The following is an 18,188-nucleotide window of genomic DNA, read 5'->3' as shown; positions in this document are numbered from 1 at the left end:
TACACCGCGCCGTCCTCGGGCTTGACCCGAGGACCACTCTCCACATCGCATCTGTTGAGGCAGGCCCTCGGGTAAGCCCGAGGGCGGCACTGTGTTTGGGCGAGGAACGCGTTCACCCGACCCCTCGCAGCATCGCCGCGACCACCGACCCCAAAAACAAAAGACCCGGCCAGTTTCCCGGCCGGGTCCAAAATGTTCGAAAAATCCAACTTACATTTCGGCGGCGACGGCGGCGCGGGCGGCGTCGTAGAGGGCCTTGCCGTCAATGCCCTGGCCTTCCATGTCGGCAAACCACTTGTCGATGGTAGGCTGGGCGGCGTCGATCCAGAGCTGGGTCTGGGCTTCGTCGAGCTGGACGATATTGTTGCCCGCATCCACCGCGATCTTGAGGCCGCGGGCGTCGCCTTCATCCATCACCATGCCGAACTGGCGCGACACTTCGAGGCCGGAATTGGCGTCGATGATCGCCTTCAGGTCATCGGGCAGGTTGTTGTAGCTGTCCTGGTTCATGATGAAGCCGAAGGTCTGGGTATAGAGGCCGTACTGGCTGGTGAAACCGGTATGGTTGGTGACCAGTTCCGCGACGCGGATCGAGGGCGTCACTTCCCACGGCACGGTGGTGCCGTCGATGACCCCCTTGGAGAGCGCCTCGGTGGTCTGCGGCACCGGCATGCCGATCGGTTCGGCGCCGAGATTGGCAAGCATGTCGGAAATGATGCGCGAGCCGCCGCGCACCTTCATGCCCTTGATGTCTTCGAGCGTATTGATCGGGTCCTTGGAGTGGAAGAGGCCGGGGCCGTGGGTGTGGAGCGCGATGACGTGGACGCCGGCGAACTCGTCGGCGGAATTGGCCATCACGTAGTTGTAGAAGGCGGCCGAGCCGATTTCGCCATTGGGCGACATGAAGGGCAGTTCGAACACTTCGGACTTGGGGAAGCGGCCGGGCGTATAGCCGAGCACGGTCCAGACGATATCGACGACGCCGTCCTTGGCCTGGTCATAAAGCTCGGCCGGGGCGCCGCCGAGCTGCATGGCCGGGTAGAGTTCGAACTTGATGCGGCCCTCGGATTCCTCGGAAACCTTGTTGGCCCAGGGCTCGATGGCGCCGGCCGGCATGGTGGCCTGGGCGGGCAGGAACTGGTGGATGCGCAGGGTAACTTCCTGGGCAAAGGCACTGGTGGACAGGGCCAGCGCGGCCAGCGCGCCCAGCAGCAAGGACTTGGTCTTCATTTGGTACTCCTCCCGTGTTGGCCCTTTGGGCCGGTTCTTTGCCTGCGTCCGGCAACCGGGCGCGGGCGATTTGCCTAGTAGAGCATCCACACCAGAAACAGCGTGATCGGCGGGAATGCGACAAGAATGGCGGTGCGGATGATGTCGCTGGCCACAAAGGGCACGACGCCGCGATAGGTCTCCGACAGCCGCGTCTGCGGCGACATGGAATTGATGATGAAGAGGTTCATGCCCACCGGCGGGGTAATGAGACCCACCTCCACCACGATCAGCACGATGATACCGAACCAGATGCCGAACTCGTCCGGCGTCAGGCCGAAATCGAGGACCGACATCATCGGATAGATGATCGGCACCGTCAGCAGGATCATGGAGAGCGAGTCCATGAAACAGCCCAGGATCAGATAGAAGATCAGCACGAGGATCATCACCATCCAGGGATTGAAGCCCTGCTCGCCGACCCACATGGCCAAAGTCTGCGGCACCTGCGAAAGCGCGAGGAAGCCATTGAGGGCGGCAGCGCCGAAGACGATCAGGAAGATCATGGCGGTGGAACTGGCGGTCGAGAGGCAGGCCTCGACGATTTCCTTGCGATTGAGCCGGCGGGCGGCCAGCGCGATGAGGAAGGTGCCGGCGGCACCCACGGCCGCTGCCTCGGTGGGCGTGAAGATGCCGCCATAGATGCCGCCGATGACGGCAAGAAAAACCAGCATGACCGGCCAGGTCTGGCCCAGCGCCTTGAACCGCTCGCCATAGGGCATGCGCTCGCGCGTGCCGCCCGAGCCCGGCACCATGCGCACATAGATGGCAATGACGATGAGATAGCCGATGGCCGCGAGGATGCCGGGAATGAAGGCGGCCATGAACAGCTTGGCGATGTTCTGCTCGGTCAGCACGGCGAAGATGACGAGGATGATCGAAGGCGGAATGAGAATGCCCAGCGTGCCGCCCGCAGCAACGGTGGCGGTCGAGAGCGCGCCGGAATAGCCGTATTTCTTGAGTTCGGGCAGCGCCACCTGGCCCATGGTCGCCGCCGTTGCCAGCGAGGAGCCGCAGATGGCGCCAAACCCGGCGCTGGCGCCGATGGCTGCCATGGCCACGCCGCCCTTTCTATGCCCCAGCCAGGCCGCGGCCGCGTTGAAGAGGCTCGCCGAGAGGCCGCTCACCGTGGCGAACTGGCCCATCAGCAGGAACAGCGGCACCACCGAGAGCGAATAGGAGGCAAAGGTCGAATAGGTGAGGTTCTTGAACTGCGCGGCGACCGGGTTGAAATTGCCCGTGATCATCCAGGTGCCAAAAATGCCCACGGCGAACATGGCAATGCCGATCGGCACGCGCAGGAAGATCAGGATCAAGACGGTCGGCAGGCCGAGAAAGCCCAGCATCAGGGGGGTCATACTTCGGCTCCCATGCGCTTGGGTTCGCTTTCGCCGCGCGTCGCATAGCCGATCGACCGGCCCAGAACGTAGAGCGACACGATCACCCAGATGACAGCGCCGACAAAGCCCATCGCATAAGCCCAGCTCAGCGGAAAGCGGAGCAGCAGGGTTGTTTCCTTGTAGGCGAACTTGTCCATCATGCCGAAATAGAGCCGCCAGGCGATGAAGGCCGAGGTCGCCAGCATCATCAGATCGGTGACGACGAGGATCCAGTTGTTGATAGCCGGGCCGAAACTGTCGGTGATCAGCGACACCAGAGCATGGGCGCGGGTCAGGTGCGCCCAGGGCATGAAGGCAAAGACGGCAAAACCCATGCCGATCGACACGAGTTCATAATCGCCCGTGATCGGCTTGAGGCCGAAGGCCAGCAAGGCCCGGCCGACGATGGATATGCAGATCATGGCGACCATGGCCATGAGCACGAGGCCGCCCGCAATGGCCAGCCACATGGCCAGTCCCACGACGAAGCGCCCCAACCGGGACTCATCTCTGAACACGTAGGTCCTCCCCCACTTGGGCACCGATTAAAGGCGCTGCCCTGAGCCATGTAAAATGACAATTGGACGCCGTGATATAACCTGGACGACATGTTACCGGCCGCCGCCAGGCTCAATTTACCGCCACTTGGCGCCAATCCTATAACCGTAACGAATAAAACCTGTCCGACGGACGCGATACGGGCTATCCCATCGGTCCGTTGCCCTTGCCTTCCGCACCGGCCCCGTTAGGTTCGCCATCATGACACGTCCCGCCGACACATTGCCGGAATCCGAAGCCGGCCTGCGCACCGAAACGACGACGGGTGCCGTGGGTTATCGGCTGCGGCGCGCCCAGCTCAGCGTCTTCCAGAAATTCCTCGCCTTTTTCGACGAGTTCAAGCTCCGGCCGGCGGAATTTTCGGTGCTCGTGCTCATCTCCGACAATCCCGGCCGCAAACAGACCGAAATCGCGCAGGTGCTGGGCATCAAGCGCGCCAATTTCGTCACCCTGGTGCATGGGCTGGAACAGCGGGGCCTCGTCGAGCGGGTCCCCTCGGACCATGACAGAAGAGCCAATGCCCTGCACCTGACGCCGGCCGGCACGGCATTTCTCGGCACGGCCCAGTCCCGTCACGCCGAGCTCGAAGACGAGATCGCTGCCCGGCTGGGCGGCCCGGCGGCCCGCGACCAGCTGCTGGCCCTGCTGGACCAGTTGATCTGAGGGTCAAGCCCGAGGACGGAACAGCGGGCGTGGGGAAATGGCGCCCTACCCGAAGTTGGGCGGCCGCTTTTCGAGGAACGCCCGCAGCCCCTCCTCGGCATCGGGACCGGTCTGGCTCAGTGCCGCCGTGAGGCTTTCGGCATAAAGTCCGGCTTCGGGCGACATGGTGCCGATCTGGGCGATCGCCTGGATGATGAAACCGTTGATGGTGGGCGAGTTCCTGGCGATGCGCTCCGCCAGTTCGAAGGCTCTTGCCAGTGCCTGTCCTTCGGACACGACGTGATGGGCAAGGCCCAGCCGCTCGCCTTCCGCGCCCGAATAGGTGCGCCCGGTCAGCATCATTTCGGTCAGCCGGTCCGGTCCGATCAGGCGGGAAATCCGCACCGAACCGCCGCCACCGACAAAGATGCCGCGCAGGCCCTCGGGCATCTGGAAGCGCACGCTCTCCTCAGCCACGCGCACATGGCAGGTGGCGGCGACTTCAAGGCCTCCACCCATCACCGCGCCGCTCATTGCAGCGATGACCGGGACCGGCGAATGGGCAATCTGCGCCACCGCCCGGTGCCAGTTGCGCGAATGGGCCATGACTTCCAGCGGCTCGCGCGCCACATGCTGGGAGAGATCGAGCCCGGACGAAAAGTGTCCACCCGCGCCCGAGATAACGATGGCCCGCGTCGCCGACGGCACATTGGCGAAGAACCGGTCGAGCGCCGCGACGAGATCGTCATTGAGCGCGTTGCGCTTGTCCGGGCGGTTGAGCGTGAGGTGGGTGATTGCCCCCTTCTGCTCGACCAGCAGCACATTGTCCTTGTCCATCATGCGTCCTGTCCCAGAAGTCGTCTCACCTCGTCCGGCAGCGGCGCCGAACGAATGCCGCCATCCTCGCCCTTGACCACCCAGACGCGCTTTTCATGCGCCTCTATGGCCAGCTCGCCGTCGCGCAACAGGCTGTGTTTCACCCCGAAGCTCGAGCGGCCGAGCTCGGCAATCTCGCTCCTGATCTCCACCACGTCGCCAAAGCTGGACGGACGGATGAAGCGGGCGCCGGTATCGACCATGGGGATGCCCAGGATCCCGTAATGCTCGAGCCAGTTGCGCTTGTGCATGGCAAAGACCGCCGAGAGCAGGCCGGCCGTGGCATTGTCGAAGAAGCGGAAATAATTAGGGTAATAGACGATGCCTGCCGGGTCGCAGTCGCCGAACTGGATCTCTACCGCGGTCGTGCGCGAATACATGGCGTCTCCTATCTGGGCTGCATGCGCAGGGCGCCGTCGAGCCGCACCACTTCGCCATTGAGGTAATCGTTCTCGACCATGGCCTTGACCAAAGCCGCGAACTCGTCCGGCCGGCCGAGCCGCGGCGGATTGGGAATGGCGGCGGCAAGGCCCTCCCTGGCTTCCTCGGGCAGGCCTTCGAGCAGAGGCGTCAGGAAGAGGCCAGGCGCAATGGCGAGGACGCGAATGCCGAGGCGGGAAAATTCGCGCGCCGCCGGCAAGGTCAGCGACACGATCCCACCTTTGGAAGCGGCATAGGCCGCCTGCCCGATCTGGCCTTCATAGGCGGCGACCGAGGCGGTGGAGATAATGACGCCGCGCTGGCCGGCTGCATCGGGTTCGGCCAGCGACATGGCATGGGCGCAGAGCCGCATCATGTTAAAGCTGCCGACCAGGTTGACGTTGATGACCTTTTGGAAGGCCGCAAGGTCCATCGGCCCGTCGCGCCCGACAATGCGTCCAGCCGTGCCGATGCCGGCGCAGCAGACGAGAACCGAGGGTGGCCCCAGCGCGTCGATGGCTGTTGCGACTGCCGCCTCGGCGCTGATGGCGTCGGAGACATCGACGGCAAAGAACTTGCCGCCGAGTTCGGCGGCGATGGCCTCCCCTCTGGCAGCGTCGCGGTCAAAGATGCCGACCCTGGCGCCTGACTCCGCGAGGGTACGCGCGGTTGCCGCACCGAGGCCGGATGCACCGCCGGTGATGAAGGCCGTTTTCCCCGCGATCTCCATCACGCCGCCTCCGGATTTTCGATGAGAAGGGCAATGCCCTGGCCCCCGCCGATACAGGCCGAGGCAATGCCGTAGCGGGTGCCGGAGCGCTTGAGTTCCAGGGCCAGGGTGAGGCCGAGGCGAATGCCCGTCGCGCCCAACGGGTGGCCTATCGCGATGGCTCCGCCATTGACGTTGAGTTTTGTCTCGTCGAGCCCCAGTTCCTCGACGCAAGCAAGCACCTGCGCGCCGAAGGCCTCGTTGATTTCCACGCGGTCGATCTGGTGCAGCGTCATGCCTGCCGTCTCCAGCACCGCGCGGATGGCCGGCGCCGGACCGATGCCCATGATCTGCGGCGGAACGCCCACGGCGGCGGACGCAAGAATGCGGGCGAGTGGCTTGTGCCCATTGCCCCTGGCATAGGCCGACGATGCGACAAGCACCGCCCCGGCACCATCGACGATGGCCGAGGAATTGCCCCCGGTCTGCACCCCGCCAAAAGCGGGGCGCAGCTTGGCCAGCACCTCATAGGGCGAAGGGCGGATATGGCTGTCGGCCTCGACACTGTCCACGCCGCGCGGCAGGCGAATGCCGCGCTTGTCGATGCCGTCCATTTCGAAGACTTCGCTGGTCACCGGCACGATCTCTTCAGCGAGAAACCCGGCATCGCGCGCGGCGATGGCGCGCGCAAAACTGCGCTCGGCATAGCGGTCCACCCGCTCGCGCGAAATACCGTACTTCTTCGCCAAGTTCTCCGCCGTATCGCCCATAGTGACGCAGCCGGCCGGATCGTAGAGCGCCTCCCAGAGGAAGTCCTTGAACTCGACCTTGCCCATGGCAAAGCCATTGCGGTGGGTATAGGCGGCGATGGGATTGCGGCTCATCGACTCGGTGCCGACGGCCAGCGCCAGTTCGACACGGCCGAGCGCCACCGAATCCGCCGCCTGGGCGATGACCTCGAGCCCGGTGCCGCAGATGCGCTGCACCAGATGCGCCGGCGCCTCGGTGGGCGCGCCGGCATAAAGCCCGATATGGCGCGGCGTCATGAAGGCGTCGAACGAGGCCTGCGCCATCGACCCGGCAATGGTGTGGCCGATATCGGCGGCTTTAACGTCAGTCCTGGCGATGGCAGCGCGCGCCGCTGCAATACCGAGATCGATGGGCGAAATCTCGGCAAAGGCACCGCGATAATCCACGAATGGGGTACGCGCCCCGCCGAGCAGGTAGGCGTCGTCGAAGGTGAGGCGCAGGCCCTGGCTCATGTCAGCCGCCTTTCCGGGAGAGAATGAGAATGTCGGCATCGGGCGTTTCGGCATGGAGCCGCGCCACCAGATGCGCGCGATGCGTGCGCACTGCGCGCTGGTTGATCGAACCCTTGTCCGTGACCTCGCCCTTGTCGATATCGGGCAGGTCGGCCATGACCAGCGCCCGTGCTACATGGGTCGAGCTGCCGGTCGATTGGGCTGCCAGTGCATCGAGGCTCGCGGCGAACTTCTCGCGCACGGCGGGATGCGCCAGAACGGTTTCGCTGCCCGTCTCCGCCGATAGCCCGGCATGGCGGGCGCAGGCGCCAAGATCGGGAAAAATCAGCACGCCGATGAAATTGTCGTCGGCACCGGTCAGCACCACATCGCGGATCAGCGGAGCGCAGATCCGGATCACCGACGCGCGCACCGCGGCGAAATTGACCCAGGTGCCGGTCGAAAGCTTGAAATCCTCGGCCACCCGGCCATCGAATACCAGGCCCTTGCCCAGATCATCCGGGTCGGCTCGGCGCACTGCATCACCGATCCGATAAAACCCGTCTTCGTCGAAAGCTTCGGCAGTCTTTTCGGCGTCGCGCCAGTAGCCCGGCGTGACATTGGGCCCCTTCAAACGGATCTCGGTCTTTTCGCCATTGGGCACGAGTTTGACTTCCATGCCCGCTGCCGGCAGGCCGATATGCCCCGCCTCGGTCACCGGCCAGGTGGTGGTGAAGGCAAAGGGCGCGGTTTCGGTCGAGCCATAGCCGGTGATGATCATCACCCTTTGCCCCAGCTCCGCCCGGGCAGACCGGTCGAGCCCGTCGAACACATGCTGGGAGAGGCTGGCGCCGGCATATTGCAGGATTTTGAGCCTGGCGAAGAAGTTGCGCCGCACTTCGGGGTCGGTGTCGAAGGCGGCAACCAGAAACTCGTAGGCCTTGGGCACATTGGTGGAAATGGTCGGCTGCACGTCACGCAGGTTGCGCAGGGTCCGGCCGATGCCCGCGGGCGTCGGCACGCCATCGTCGATATAGAAGCTGCCGCCATTATAGAGGGCGATGCCGATATTGTGGCTGCCGCCGGCCACGTGGTTCCACGGCATCCAGTCGAGCAGCACCGGCGGCTCGTCTTCGAGGAATGCCAGCGCCTGGCGGATCATCTGCTGGTTGCAGGCCATCATGCGGTTGGTGGTGATGACGCCCTTGGGCAGGCCCGTGGAGCCCGAGGTGAACAGCACTTTTGCAACCGTATCCGGCGTGATCGCTTGATGCGCCCTGGCCACATCAGCGGTGACCGGCGTCGCGAGCAGGTCATCGAATAGGCTGACCGCCCTGCCCGCGATCGGCCTCGCCCGCACGATGAGCGGAACGTCGTCGCCAAAGACGGCATCGATCGCCGGCGCGAACTTTTCGCCATCGCTGGCATAGATCATGCCCGGTGTGAGCAGCCCGGCAATGTGCCGGAGCTTGCCGAAATCGCTCGACAGCAGCGAATAGCTTGGCGAAACCGGCGCGTAGGGAATACCGACCCAGATGGCGGCCATGCCGAGCAGGAAATGCTCGATCTCGTTGCCCGACAGGATCAGCAGCGGCCGCTCCGGGCTGAGACCGGCATCGAGCAGGGCCTGCGCGAGCGGCGGGATCCGCGCCAGGACGTCGGCATAGCTCAGCCTGCGCCACTCCTCGCCATCGCGATCGGCGATCAGCAGCGCATCCGGCGTCTTTTCGGCCCAGGCCTCCAGCCCATCGACGATGGAGCGCGGATAGACGCCCAGCGCTTCCTCGGGCCGGATGATGGTCGTGCCGTCGCCGCGATGTTCGGCTTTGGCCGCCATGCTGCCCAGCCGCACCGGACGGATCGGTGGCGTCATATTCATGAGTTTCCTCCCTCACGAACTTAGTTATGCGCTATAACTATATCGAGAGCAAGCGGGGTCAGACCAGCCGCCGCCCATAGAGCAGCAGCGCAGCCTCCCGCGCCGCAGCGTCAAGCCGCACCAAGGCCCGGTCCAGCGCCGCGCGGTCGATGCGCGACGAGGGTCCGAACATGGAAAGGCCCGCGACCATGCGCCCGCCATCGGTTTTCACCGGCACGGCCACCGCCGTGATGCCGTCCTCGCGCTCGCCCAGATTATAGGAATGGCCCCGCGCGCCTATCGCCGCGATCTCGTCCTCAAGCTGGGCACGGTGGGTAATGGTGCGCCCGGTCAGGGCATCGAGCGGCGTGGATTTGAGATAGCGGCTGCGTTCGCTGGGGCTGACATGGGCCAGCCAGAGCTTGCCATGCGCCGTGCAATAGGCCTCCAGCCGATCGCCCACGCGGATATCCACCGACAGGCTGCGCGGCGGCATGGCACGGGCGATGCAGACCACCATGCCCGCCTGATAAATCGTGGCCATGCTGGCTTCGCCGAGATCGGCCGTCAGGTCGTCGAGCATCGGCTGCAACCACTGGCCCAGCCGGTCCTCGTCGCGCGCCCGATCGCCCAGATCAACCAGCGCATAGCCGAGCCGATAGCTGCCCTTGGCGACCTGCACCAGCGCCCCCTCTGCCTCCAGCGTCTTCAAAAACCGGTGGGCGGTGATGGCATTGAGCCCTAGTTCCCGCGTCACATCGGCCACCCCGATGCGCGGCCGCCCGCGCCCGAGCAGGCGGAGAATATCAAAAGCCCGCGCCACCGAATTGTTGAGCTGCTGCGCCAACGCGCCCTCCACTTCTCAAATATAGATAGGCGCCCTCAGCCACACATCCTGCTTCGTCGCCGCCCCTCTGGATCGGGCATCGCGAAATCCGCGAAAAACCGGGCTTTCCACCCTCGCTTGACAGGCGCGGTCACCGCATACACGCTTTTAGCGGAATTTATTGAACTATAATAGATAAAATGAAGCACGACAGCCCAACCCTCACGGCCGGCGGCGCATTGCTGGCCCGGCTCAAGACCATCGGCATCGATTATATCTTCGCCAATTCCGGCACCGATTTTCCGCCGATCATCGAGGGTCTTGCCGAGGCCGCCGCGAAAAGCGTGCCGCTGCCGCAGGCCCTGGTCATGCCGCATGAGGGTGCGGCCATGGGCATGGCACACGGCTATTATCTCGCTACCGGCCGGGCGCAGGTGGTGATGGCCCATACCAATGTCGGCCTCGCCAATTGTGCTATCGGCGCCATCAATGCGGCGGTCGAGAATGTGCCTGTGCTGCTGTTTTCCGGCCGCACGCCGGTCACCGAGGCCGGCCGCTTCGGCGCCCGCACCGTGCCCATCGGCTGGGGCCAGGAAATGCGCGACCAGACCGCCCTGGTGCGCGAGGCCAGCAAATGGGATTACGAATTGCGTTTTCCCGAACAGGTGGGGGAGCTTGCCGACCGCGCCTTTGCGATCGCCAATTCGACGCCCAAGGGCCCGGTCTATGTCAGCCTGCCGCGCGAGGTCTTGTGCGAGCCCTATGATGGGGCCGATATCGGCCGGCCGCTCGCCATGCAGCCGGCCGGGATTTCCGCCTCGGCGGCGCAGATCGAGTCCCTGGCCCAGCGCATCGCCGCCGCCCAATTCCCCGTGATCTTCGCCCAGCACGGCGCCGGGTCGGCGGAAGCCTTTGCGGCGCTGTCCGACCTCGTCACAAGCTGGGCCATTCCGGTCTGCCAATATTGGGCCGTGCAACTCGCTCTGCCCACCGACCACGCCATGCATGCCGGGGCCAATCCCAAGGACCTATTGGAGCGAGCCGATCTGGTCATCGTGCTCGATAGCCTGGCGCCCTGGTCGCAGCAGGCGCATGCGGCGCGCGACGACGCCATGATCATCCATATAGGCCCCGATCCGCTGAAGGCCCGGACGCCGATCCGCAACTTTCGTTCGGACCTCTCCATCGCCAGCGAACTGCCTGAAGCCATTCTGGCGCTCAGCGAGGCGCTTGCCAGGCTGCAGCCCGGCCCAGCCATCGAGGCACGGCGCGGCGACATCACCGCGCGTAATGCGCAGATGCGTCAGGCGGCCCTGGCCCGCGCCGAAACCGGCCGCGACGGGGTGATGAGCGCCGACTATGTGGCCAAGGCGGTATCCGAAGCGATTGCCGGGCGGGATGCCATTCTGCTCTCCGAGCGCGGCTGCCCGATGGGCGCCATGACCCTCACCCATCATCAGGCCTGGTATCAGGAGCCGCATGCCGGGGGCCTCGGCTGGTCGTTTCCGGCGGCGCTCGGCATGCAACTGGCCGACCGCGACCGCCTGGTCGTCGCCACCATGGGCGACGGCTCCTACATGTTCGCCAATCCGGTCGCCTGCCACCAGATATCAGAGGCGCTGGAACTGCCCCTGCTGCTGATCGTCATGAACAACAATGAATGGGCTGCCGTGCGCCATTCAGTGACCGACATCTATCCCGATGGTTATGCCGCCAAGGCCAACCAGATGCCGCTGACGGCCCTCAGTCCCGGCCCGGACTTCGTGCAGGTGGCCCGCGCCAGCCGCGCCTTTGCGCGCAAGGTCGAGACAGCAATCGAACTCGCCAAGGCGCTGCCCGCAGCCCTCGCCCATATCGCCGAGAAGCGCACGCTCGCGCTGCTTGACGTCACCATGCGCAACTGAAGCGCAGATTTTTATAAGAGGAGGCCCCATGCCCGAAATTGCGACAAATGAATTCTGGAAGGATCTGAAGCCCATCACCAAGGTGTTCCAGCCCGACGCCTTGCCCGAAGTGTATCTCGCCAATGCGCCTACCGAGGACGAGCGCTATTACGTGCCCTTCACCGAGACCGTCTCGTCGCGACCCTTGTGGATTTCACCGACGCAGAACAAGTGGTGCGATATCCTCATGGCCAAGAAGGCGGGGCTGGTGAACCGCCACTACCATCCGCACGAAGTCTTTGCACTGACGCTTTCAGGCAAGTGGGGCTATCTGGAACACGACTGGACCGCCACCAAAGGCGACTTCGTCTACGAGACGCCGGGCGAAGGTCATACGCTGGTGGCCTATGAGCACGAGGAGCCGATGCGTGTGTTCTTCACCGTCACCGGCCCCTTGATCTGGCTCGACGAGAACGGCGAACCCAACGGCTTTTTCGACGTCCATAACTACATCGCCATGTGCCGCGAACACTATGACAAGGTGGGGATTGGGGCGGACTATGTGAATTCGCTGTTCCGGTAGGCATACAGCACCCCCACCCGGCCTCCCCCTGTTTCAGGGGAGGAGCAGAAAGGGGTCTCCATGCACGATCGGTCCCTCCCCCTGTTTCAGGGGGAGGTTAGGTGGGGGTGCTGTCACCCCACCCTCATTCCCTCCCCATCAAGGGGAGGGAGGCGCAGGGCCGCAGCGCCTGTGTTCATCGTCTCCCTCCCCCTTGTGGGCTTCGATCCGTCCCACAGGGCAAGGCTCTCCGGTGGAGAGCCTTGAGGTGAGAAGGATCAAGGGTGGGGGTTCTTTTCTAAGAAAAAGGCCGCACAGGTGGACGCCTGCAGGGCCTCTCGTATACGCTCTTGTCGGCGGAGTTTCAGGCGCTCATGCCGCCATCGGCCATGAGCATCGACCCGGTCGTAAAACTCGACATGTCCGAGGCGAGGAACAGCACGGCCTTGGCCACCTCCTCGGCGCTGCCATGCCGGCCCATGGGGATCATGTCATTGAAAAATTCGGTCCCGTCGCGGCCGATCTCGGCGCCGAGACCCTGCTCGACCCGCAACTGGAAATCATTGTCGATGGGGCCGGGATGGACGGTGTTGACGCGGATATTGCGCGGCGCCAGTTCCTTGGCGAGGCACCGCATCAGCCCCACCTGGGCGTGCTTGGCTGATATATAGGCATAGACGCCCGGATCGCCACGCGTCGCGGCGACGCTCGAGGTGATGACGAAGCTGCCGCCCGCGCGCATGTGTGGGGTAAACGACTGCGCCATGAGAAAAGCCCCGCGCACATGCACGGCATGGACCGCCTCGAATGTGTCGAGCGGATAGTCGGCAATGGGCGCGACGGTGCCGAAATTGCCGGCATTGGAAAACACCACGTCGACGGCGCCGAAGCGCTCGAGGGTGCGGGCCGCCAAAGCCGCGACATCCTCGGGACGCGAGACATCAGCAGCGACCAGTTCAACTGCTCCGTCGGGCAGACTATCCCGCGCCTTTTCCAGCGCCACCAGATCGAGATCGGAAAGGACGAGTTTCGCCCCCTCCGCCAGCATCAGTTTTGCCGCAGCGCTGCCAATCGAGCCTGCGCCGCCAGTGACGACGCAGACCTTTCCGTCGAGCAGACCCATGGTCAGATCGGATAGTGGATGTGGCCGTCCTGCACCGTGACCCAGCGCAGTTCGGTGAATTCGGCAATGCCCCAATTGCCGCCAAAGCGTCCATAGCCCGAGGCTTTGACGCCGCCGAACGGCATCTGCGCCTCGTCATGGACGGTGGGGCCGTTGACGTGGCAGATGCCGCTTTCGATGCGGCGGGCCACGGCCAGTGCACGGTTGACGTCCTTGCCGAAGACGGCCGAGGAGAGGCCATATTCGGTGTCATTGGCCACCCGCACCGCCTCGTCCACCGAGCCGACGCGGACCACGGTCACCACGGGGCCGAAGGATTCCTCGGCATAGATGCGCATCGAGGGGGCCACCTTGTCGAGCAGGGTGGCGTCGACCAGCGTGCCCTCGATCTTGCCGCCGGCGGCCAGGACCGCGCCCTTGGCGACGGCATCCTTGACCAGTTGTTCGAGGCGAGTGGCGGCCGTCTGGTCCACCACCGAACCAAGCGGGGTCTGGCCCTTCACCGGGTCGCCGGCGACCAGTGTCGCGGCTTTGGCGGCGAGCTTTTCGACAAAGGCATCGGCAACCGTATTGTCGACGACGATGCGCTCGGTCGACATGCAGATCTGGCCCTGGTTCATGTAGGCGCCGAAAGCCGCCGCCGCGACGGCCTCGTCGAGGTCGGCGTCATCCAGCACGATGAAGGGGGCCTTGCCGCCGAGTTCGAGCAAAGCGGGTTTGAGATGCCGCCCGGCCTTTTCGGCGATGATGCGGCCGACGCGGGTGGAGCCGGTGAAGTTGACGCGGCGCACCGCCGGATGGGCGATCAGTGCCTCGACGATTTCGCTGGCGTCCTGCGGGGCATTGGAAACGGCATTCAGCGCGCCGGTGGGCAGGCCCGCTTCGAGCAATGTTTCGACAATCAGCCGATGGGTGCGCGGGCAAAGCTCGGACGTCTTCATCACCACCGTATTGCCGCATGCCAGGGGCGTCGCCAGCGAGCGCACGCCGAGAATGACGGGGGCATTCCAGGGCGCCATGGCCAGCACCACGCCGGCCGGCTGGCGCACGGCCATGGCGGTGGAGCCGGGGCGGTTGGAGGGCACGATCTCGCCCTTGATCTGGGTGACGAGGCTGGCCGCCTCGCGCAGCATGTCGGCGGCCAGCATCACGTTGAACATGGCCCAGCCGGCCGTGGCACCGATTTCGGCACCCATGGCAGCCACGAAGAGTGGCCCCTTTTCCTCCAGCAGGTCGGCCGCCTTGAGCAGGATTTTGCGGCGCTCCTTGGGCGTGGTCTTCGACCAGGCAGGGAAGGCGGCCGCTGCGGCGTCAGCCGCGCGTTGTGCATCGTCCACCGTGGCCGCAGCGGCGCGCGTGGCCACTTCGCCCGAGATCGGGTTGAGGCGCTCGAACACCCCGCCGCCGGTTGCCTTCTGGTCTTGGTTGGCAATGAGCAGGCCCAACTGGTCCATGGCTCTTCTCCTTTATTGTCCTTGATCAGGCGGCTGAGCCGCCCAGAAATGCCTGTTGCACGGCCTTGTCGGTGCGGAGCGCCTCGGCCGAATTCTCGCCGGTGATGCGCCCGGCCTCCATGAGGTAGCCGCGATCGGAAATCGAGAGGGAGATCGACACATTCTGTTCGACAAGCAAGAGGCCGACGCCGGTTTGCTTGACGCGCCGCAAGGCGCCGAACAATTCGGTGACGACGATTGGCGCCAGCCCGAGGCTGGGCTCGTCCAGCATCAGGAAGCGCGGATTGCTCATCAGCGCCCGCCCGATGGCCACCATCTGCTGCTCGCCGCCCGACATGGTGCGCACGAGCTGGCTCTTGCGTTCGGCGAGCCGGGGGAACAGATCGTAGATCAGGGCGTGACGGCTGCTCTCGCCGGCACGGGCCCGCTTGGGATTGGCGCCAAGGGTGAGGTTTTCCTCGACTGTCAGGTCACCAAAGACGCCTCGTCCCTCCGGCACCAGCGCAATGCCGGCCTCGGGGATGAGATGAGCCTTGGTGCCCAGGATCGATTGTCCGTCCAGGGTCACGACAGACCCCGCTTCCGTCCGCGCAAGGCCGGCAATGGCCTTGAGCAGCGAGGATTTTCCGGCGCCATTGGCCCCGAGGATGACCACGGTTTCGCCTTCGGCGATGCGCAGCGAGACCTGGTTGAGTGCCAGGTGCCGTCCATAGCGCAGCGAGAGGTTGCCGATTTCAAGCATGGCCGTCTCCCAGGTAAGCGACGATCACGGCCGGGTCGGCCAGCACATCCGCCGTCGGCCCATCGGCGATCTTGGTGCCGACATTCATGACCACGGCGCGGCTGCAGAGCGCGCGCACCGCTTCCATGATGTGCTCGACCAGGAGGATGGTCATGCCACGTTGCCCCAGCGAGGTGATGAGGTCGATGCCGACCCCCAGCTCGGTCGGGTTGAGGCCGGAGAGCCACTCGTCGAGAAGCAAGAGCCGCGGCTCGGCGGCCAGCGCCCGGGCCAGCTCCATGCGCTTCTGGTCGATATAGGTGAGGTCGTTGGCATGTTCGTGGCCACGACCGCCCAGCCCAACCTCGAGCAGCAGGTGTTCCGCCCGGTCGCGGGCCTCGGTGCCCCACAGATGGTTCGGCCGGAATGCCAAAGCCGCCATGACGTTCTCGGCCACCGAAAGCGAAGGCAGGATGCGAACCAGCTGGAAGGTCCGGGCGATGCCCTTGTGGGCAATGCGATTGGGTGCGAGCCCGGCAATGTTCTCGCCCGCCAGCACGATGCGCCCCGAGGTCGGCGCAAAGGCACCCGAGATCATGTTGATGACGGTGGTCTTGCCCGAGCCATTGGGGCCCAGGAGGGCAACCGTTTCGCCTTCGGCCACCGAAAAGCTGACATCGTTGACGGCGGTCAAACCACCGAACTGCTTTTTGAGGTTCTGGATTTTGAGAAGCGTGGTCATCAGGCGGCCTCCCCCTTGCGCCTGAGGCGTTTCCAGAGGTCCTCGACCCCGGCCAGGACGCCGCGCGGTACCACGAAGACGATGGCGATGAACATGAGCCCCAGGATGATCGAATAGTGGGAGGGGAAATTGGCGCTGAGCCATTCGAACAGGAGGAACAGCGGGATCGCCCCGAGCGCCGGACCCCAGAGCCGGTTGGCGCCGCCCAGGAGGGCCATGATCAGCGTCAGGAAGGAGATCGTCGGGTTGAAGACGATGGACGGCTCGACATAGGTCCAACGTGGCGCCTGGATGGCGCCCACCAGGGTGATGATGGTGGCGCTGACCGCGAAAAGCGCCAGTTTTACGCCTGATATATCGATGCCGGTATGGGCGGCGACAGTTTCGTCATCGCCGATGACCTTGAGCGCCAGCCCGAGCCGCGATCGGGCAATCAGCCAGCCGATGCCGATGGTCAGGGCGGCCAGTGCCAGCAATTGCCAGTAGATCTGTTCGGGGCTGATGGGCAGAAAAATGTAGCGGCCCAGCGTGCCGGTGACATTGACCTCGTACCAGGTGACGAGCTGGCGGATGAGTTCAGCCAAGCCGAAGGTGAAGATCACGAAATAGACCCCGGCGAGACGAAGCGTCGCGAGCCCGACGACCAGCGCCACGGCGAGGCCGATGCCGGCGGCCACCAGCAGCACCGCCCAATAGGGCAGCGTCTCGCTCAATACCGCGACCGTATAGGCGCCGATGCCGAAGAAGGCGACCGTCGCCAGCGACACATAGCGCGTGGGACCGGAGAACAGCGCCCATGCGCTGGCGAGGACGACATAGCCGGTCATGCCGAGCAGCAGCCCCACGCCATAGGCGCCGACCTGGGTCGGCAGCCAGGCGAGAGCGGCAAGGCCGAGGGCCACCAGAGCGAAACCAAGAATGGTGCGGGTCATCGTCCGGCAGCCTTTCCGAAGAGACCCGCAGGCTTCCAGAGGAGCACGGCGAGGAAGATGAGATAGGTGGCGGCGAGCGTCAGGCCCGGATCGACATAGGTGGCCACCAGTGTTTCGACGACGCCCAGCAGCAGCCCCGCCACCAGCGCGCCCATGAGGTTGCCGAGGCCCCCCATGATGACGATGACCAGCGCCTTCATGGTGAAGACCACGCCCATCGAGGCGTTGAAGGTCTGGTACATCGAGATCATCACGCCGCCCGAGGCGGCCAGCATGGTGCCCAAAGCGAAGGCGAAGCGGGCCGTCCGGTTGACGTCGATGCCCACCAGCGGCGCGGCATTGGGATTGACCGCAATGGCGCGGATCGTCGTGCCCCAGCGGGTGCGGGTCAGCACATAGAACAGGGTCGCGCCGATGATAACGGCAAGGGCAAAGGCCAGGAGCCTGTTGGCGGCGATATTGGCTCCCAGCACGTTGATGCCGACATTGAGATAATTGTAACTCGTATAGTTCGAGCCGAAGGCGACCAGCATGACGCCCTGGATGACGAATAAGAGGCCAAAGGTGGCGAGGATCGAATCCACTTCCAGCGTGCCGCTCTTTTTCGAGCGGGTGACCAGCGGCTGCATCATCACGCCGTAGATCACATAGCCCACTGCAAAGGCCACGGGCAGAATGATGACCAGCCCGAGGATCGGGTTGATGCCGAAGGTGGTGAACAGCAGGAAGGCGGCAAAGGCGGCGAAAATCAGCGTCTCGCCATAGGCGAGGTTCATGATGCGCGAGATGCCGTATTGAAGCGTCAGCCCCATGGCAACCAGCGCATAGGTGCCGCCCAGCACCAGCCCGGTTATCAGTGTCGAGAGCATTTTGTCCTTCTCCGCTGCCGTCGGCCAGGATCACCCCCACCCGACCTCCCCCTGAAGAAGGTGGATGAGGAGAAGAGATGCACCGGCTTGGCTCCCTCCCCCTATCAGGGGGAGGGGTGGGGTG

General features: G+C 64.7%; 18 protein-coding genes. 3 read left to right on the top strand and 15 right to left on the bottom strand.

The window, feature by feature from the left end:
* Window positions 1-210 precede the first annotated feature (210 nt).
* The 3 genes from JEQ47_RS15355 to JEQ47_RS15345 form a co-directional block, all read right to left on the bottom strand.
* Window positions 211-1,230 carry a TRAP transporter substrate-binding protein gene (locus JEQ47_RS15355; protein ID WP_198877280.1) on the bottom strand — a complete coding sequence of 340 codons (1,020 nt, stop codon included), beginning with the start codon at window positions 1,228-1,230 and terminating at the stop codon, window positions 211-213.
* 74 nt (window positions 1,231-1,304) lie between these two features.
* Complete coding sequence (locus tag JEQ47_RS15350) at window positions 1,305-2,627, bottom strand: TRAP transporter large permease (protein ID WP_198877279.1); 1,323 nt, start codon at window positions 2,625-2,627, stop codon at window positions 1,305-1,307.
* Window positions 2,624-3,166 carry a TRAP transporter small permease gene (locus tag JEQ47_RS15345; protein WP_198877278.1) on the bottom strand — a complete coding sequence of 181 codons (543 nt, stop codon included), beginning with the start codon at window positions 3,164-3,166 and terminating at the stop codon, window positions 2,624-2,626. The genes JEQ47_RS15350 and JEQ47_RS15345 overlap by 4 nt, the downstream gene beginning before the upstream one ends.
* A gap of 241 nt (window positions 3,167-3,407) precedes the next feature.
* Between JEQ47_RS15345 and JEQ47_RS15340 the strand changes: the two genes are divergently transcribed.
* Window positions 3,408-3,869: a MarR family winged helix-turn-helix transcriptional regulator gene (locus JEQ47_RS15340; RefSeq protein ID WP_198877277.1), complete on the top strand. Its 462-nt coding sequence runs from the start codon at window positions 3,408-3,410 to the stop codon at window positions 3,867-3,869.
* Window positions 3,870-3,914: 45 nt separating this feature from the next.
* On the opposite strand, the gene JEQ47_RS15335 is transcribed toward JEQ47_RS15340, so the two are convergent.
* The 6 genes from JEQ47_RS15335 to JEQ47_RS15310 are packed head-to-tail and all read right to left on the bottom strand — an operon-like array spanning window position 3,915 to window position 9,799.
* Window positions 3,915-4,688, bottom strand: coding sequence for a crotonase/enoyl-CoA hydratase family protein (locus JEQ47_RS15335; RefSeq protein WP_198877276.1), 774 nt, complete (start codon window positions 4,686-4,688; stop codon window positions 3,915-3,917).
* Window positions 4,685-5,104 carry an acyl-CoA thioesterase gene (locus JEQ47_RS15330; protein WP_198877275.1) on the bottom strand — a complete coding sequence of 140 codons (420 nt, stop codon included), beginning with the start codon at window positions 5,102-5,104 and terminating at the stop codon, window positions 4,685-4,687. The genes JEQ47_RS15335 and JEQ47_RS15330 overlap by 4 nt, the downstream gene beginning before the upstream one ends.
* 8 nt (window positions 5,105-5,112) lie before the next feature.
* Window positions 5,113-5,874, bottom strand: coding sequence for an SDR family NAD(P)-dependent oxidoreductase (locus JEQ47_RS15325; protein WP_198877376.1), 762 nt, complete (start codon window positions 5,872-5,874; stop codon window positions 5,113-5,115).
* Entirely contained in the window at window positions 5,874-7,115 is a 1,242-nt protein-coding gene (locus JEQ47_RS15320; RefSeq protein WP_198877274.1) for a thiolase family protein, read from the bottom strand. Before JEQ47_RS15320 ends, JEQ47_RS15325 begins: the two co-directional genes overlap by 1 nt.
* Window position 7,116: 1 nt before the next feature.
* Window positions 7,117-8,973, bottom strand: coding sequence for a feruloyl-CoA synthase (locus JEQ47_RS15315; protein WP_198877273.1), 1,857 nt, complete (start codon window positions 8,971-8,973; stop codon window positions 7,117-7,119).
* A gap of 58 nt (window positions 8,974-9,031) precedes the next feature.
* Window positions 9,032-9,799 carry an IclR family transcriptional regulator gene (locus JEQ47_RS15310; RefSeq protein WP_198877272.1) on the bottom strand — a complete coding sequence of 256 codons (768 nt, stop codon included), beginning with the start codon at window positions 9,797-9,799 and terminating at the stop codon, window positions 9,032-9,034.
* Between the two features lie 179 nt (window positions 9,800-9,978).
* On the opposite strand from JEQ47_RS15310, the gene JEQ47_RS15305 reads away from it, so the two are divergent.
* Together JEQ47_RS15305 and JEQ47_RS15300 are read left to right on the top strand one after the other, a co-directional pair.
* Window positions 9,979-11,682 (top strand): thiamine pyrophosphate-requiring protein, encoded by a 1,704-nt coding sequence (locus JEQ47_RS15305; protein WP_198877271.1) that lies wholly within the window; start codon window positions 9,979-9,981, stop codon window positions 11,680-11,682.
* 28 nt (window positions 11,683-11,710) lie between these two features.
* Window positions 11,711-12,244, top strand: a complete 534-nt coding sequence (locus tag JEQ47_RS15300; protein ID WP_198877270.1) for a 2,4'-dihydroxyacetophenone dioxygenase family protein — start codon at window positions 11,711-11,713, stop codon at window positions 12,242-12,244.
* Window positions 12,245-12,587: 343 nt separating this feature from the next.
* On the opposite strand, the gene JEQ47_RS15295 is transcribed toward JEQ47_RS15300, so the two are convergent.
* Genes JEQ47_RS15295 through JEQ47_RS15270 form a run of 6 tightly spaced genes read right to left on the bottom strand, consistent with a single transcriptional unit; the run spans window position 12,588 to window position 18,064 of the window.
* On the bottom strand, window positions 12,588-13,346 hold the full coding sequence (locus tag JEQ47_RS15295) for an SDR family NAD(P)-dependent oxidoreductase (protein WP_198877269.1): 759 nt from the start codon (window positions 13,344-13,346) through the stop codon (window positions 12,588-12,590).
* Window positions 13,347-13,348: 2 nt separating this feature from the next.
* Entirely contained in the window at window positions 13,349-14,800 is a 1,452-nt protein-coding gene (locus JEQ47_RS15290) for an aldehyde dehydrogenase (RefSeq protein ID WP_198877268.1), read from the bottom strand.
* A gap of 25 nt (window positions 14,801-14,825) precedes the next feature.
* Window positions 14,826-15,542 (bottom strand): ABC transporter ATP-binding protein, encoded by a 717-nt coding sequence (locus JEQ47_RS15285; protein ID WP_198877267.1) that lies wholly within the window; start codon window positions 15,540-15,542, stop codon window positions 14,826-14,828.
* Complete coding sequence (locus JEQ47_RS15280; RefSeq protein ID WP_198877266.1) at window positions 15,535-16,263, bottom strand: ABC transporter ATP-binding protein; 729 nt, start codon at window positions 16,261-16,263, stop codon at window positions 15,535-15,537. Before JEQ47_RS15280 ends, JEQ47_RS15285 begins: the two co-directional genes overlap by 8 nt.
* Complete coding sequence (locus JEQ47_RS15275; protein ID WP_198877265.1) at window positions 16,263-17,195, bottom strand: branched-chain amino acid ABC transporter permease; 933 nt, start codon at window positions 17,193-17,195, stop codon at window positions 16,263-16,265. Before JEQ47_RS15275 ends, JEQ47_RS15280 begins: the two co-directional genes overlap by 1 nt.
* Entirely contained in the window at window positions 17,192-18,064 is an 873-nt protein-coding gene (locus tag JEQ47_RS15270) for a branched-chain amino acid ABC transporter permease (RefSeq protein WP_198877264.1), read from the bottom strand. Before JEQ47_RS15270 ends, JEQ47_RS15275 begins: the two co-directional genes overlap by 4 nt.
* Between the last annotated feature and the right edge of the window lie 124 nt (window positions 18,065-18,188).

The organism is Devosia sediminis (genome assembly GCF_016411825.1).
In the GTDB taxonomy this organism is placed as follows: domain Bacteria; phylum Pseudomonadota; class Alphaproteobacteria; order Rhizobiales; family Devosiaceae; genus Devosia; species Devosia sediminis.
Note: the sequence above shows the minus strand (reverse complement) of the source record. Positions and strands in the feature narration are given on the sequence as shown.

Excerpts from the sequence above, each read along its gene's own strand:
- JEQ47_RS15355 (WP_198877280.1), bottom strand. The coding sequence starts at position 1,230 with ATGAAGACCAAGTCCTTGCTGCTGGGCGCGCTGGCCGCGCTGGCCCTG.
- JEQ47_RS15350 (WP_198877279.1), bottom strand. The coding sequence starts at position 2,627 with ATGACCCCCCTGATGCTGGGCTTTCTCGGCCTGCCGACCGTCTTGATC.
- JEQ47_RS15340 (WP_198877277.1), top strand. The coding sequence starts at position 3,408 with ATGACACGTCCCGCCGACACATTGCCGGAATCCGAAGCCGGCCTGCGC.
- JEQ47_RS15335 (WP_198877276.1), bottom strand. The coding sequence starts at position 4,688 with ATGATGGACAAGGACAATGTGCTGCTGGTCGAGCAGAAGGGGGCAATC.
- JEQ47_RS15330 (WP_198877275.1), bottom strand. The coding sequence starts at position 5,104 with ATGTATTCGCGCACGACCGCGGTAGAGATCCAGTTCGGCGACTGCGAC.
- JEQ47_RS15325 (WP_198877376.1), bottom strand. The coding sequence starts at position 5,874 with ATGGAGATCGCGGGGAAAACGGCCTTCATCACCGGCGGTGCATCCGGC.
- JEQ47_RS15320 (WP_198877274.1), bottom strand. The coding sequence starts at position 7,115 with ATGAGCCAGGGCCTGCGCCTCACCTTCGACGACGCCTACCTGCTCGGC.
- JEQ47_RS15315 (WP_198877273.1), bottom strand. The coding sequence starts at position 8,973 with ATGAATATGACGCCACCGATCCGTCCGGTGCGGCTGGGCAGCATGGCG.
- JEQ47_RS15305 (WP_198877271.1), top strand. The coding sequence starts at position 9,979 with ATGAAGCACGACAGCCCAACCCTCACGGCCGGCGGCGCATTGCTGGCC.
- JEQ47_RS15300 (WP_198877270.1), top strand. The coding sequence starts at position 11,711 with ATGCCCGAAATTGCGACAAATGAATTCTGGAAGGATCTGAAGCCCATC.
- JEQ47_RS15295 (WP_198877269.1), bottom strand. The coding sequence starts at position 13,346 with ATGGGTCTGCTCGACGGAAAGGTCTGCGTCGTCACTGGCGGCGCAGGC.
- JEQ47_RS15290 (WP_198877268.1), bottom strand. The coding sequence starts at position 14,800 with ATGGACCAGTTGGGCCTGCTCATTGCCAACCAAGACCAGAAGGCAACC.
- JEQ47_RS15285 (WP_198877267.1), bottom strand. The coding sequence starts at position 15,542 with ATGCTTGAAATCGGCAACCTCTCGCTGCGCTATGGACGGCACCTGGCA.
- JEQ47_RS15280 (WP_198877266.1), bottom strand. The coding sequence starts at position 16,263 with ATGACCACGCTTCTCAAAATCCAGAACCTCAAAAAGCAGTTCGGTGGT.
- JEQ47_RS15275 (WP_198877265.1), bottom strand. The coding sequence starts at position 17,195 with ATGACCCGCACCATTCTTGGTTTCGCTCTGGTGGCCCTCGGCCTTGCC.
- JEQ47_RS15270 (WP_198877264.1), bottom strand. The coding sequence starts at position 18,064 with ATGCTCTCGACACTGATAACCGGGCTGGTGCTGGGCGGCACCTATGCG.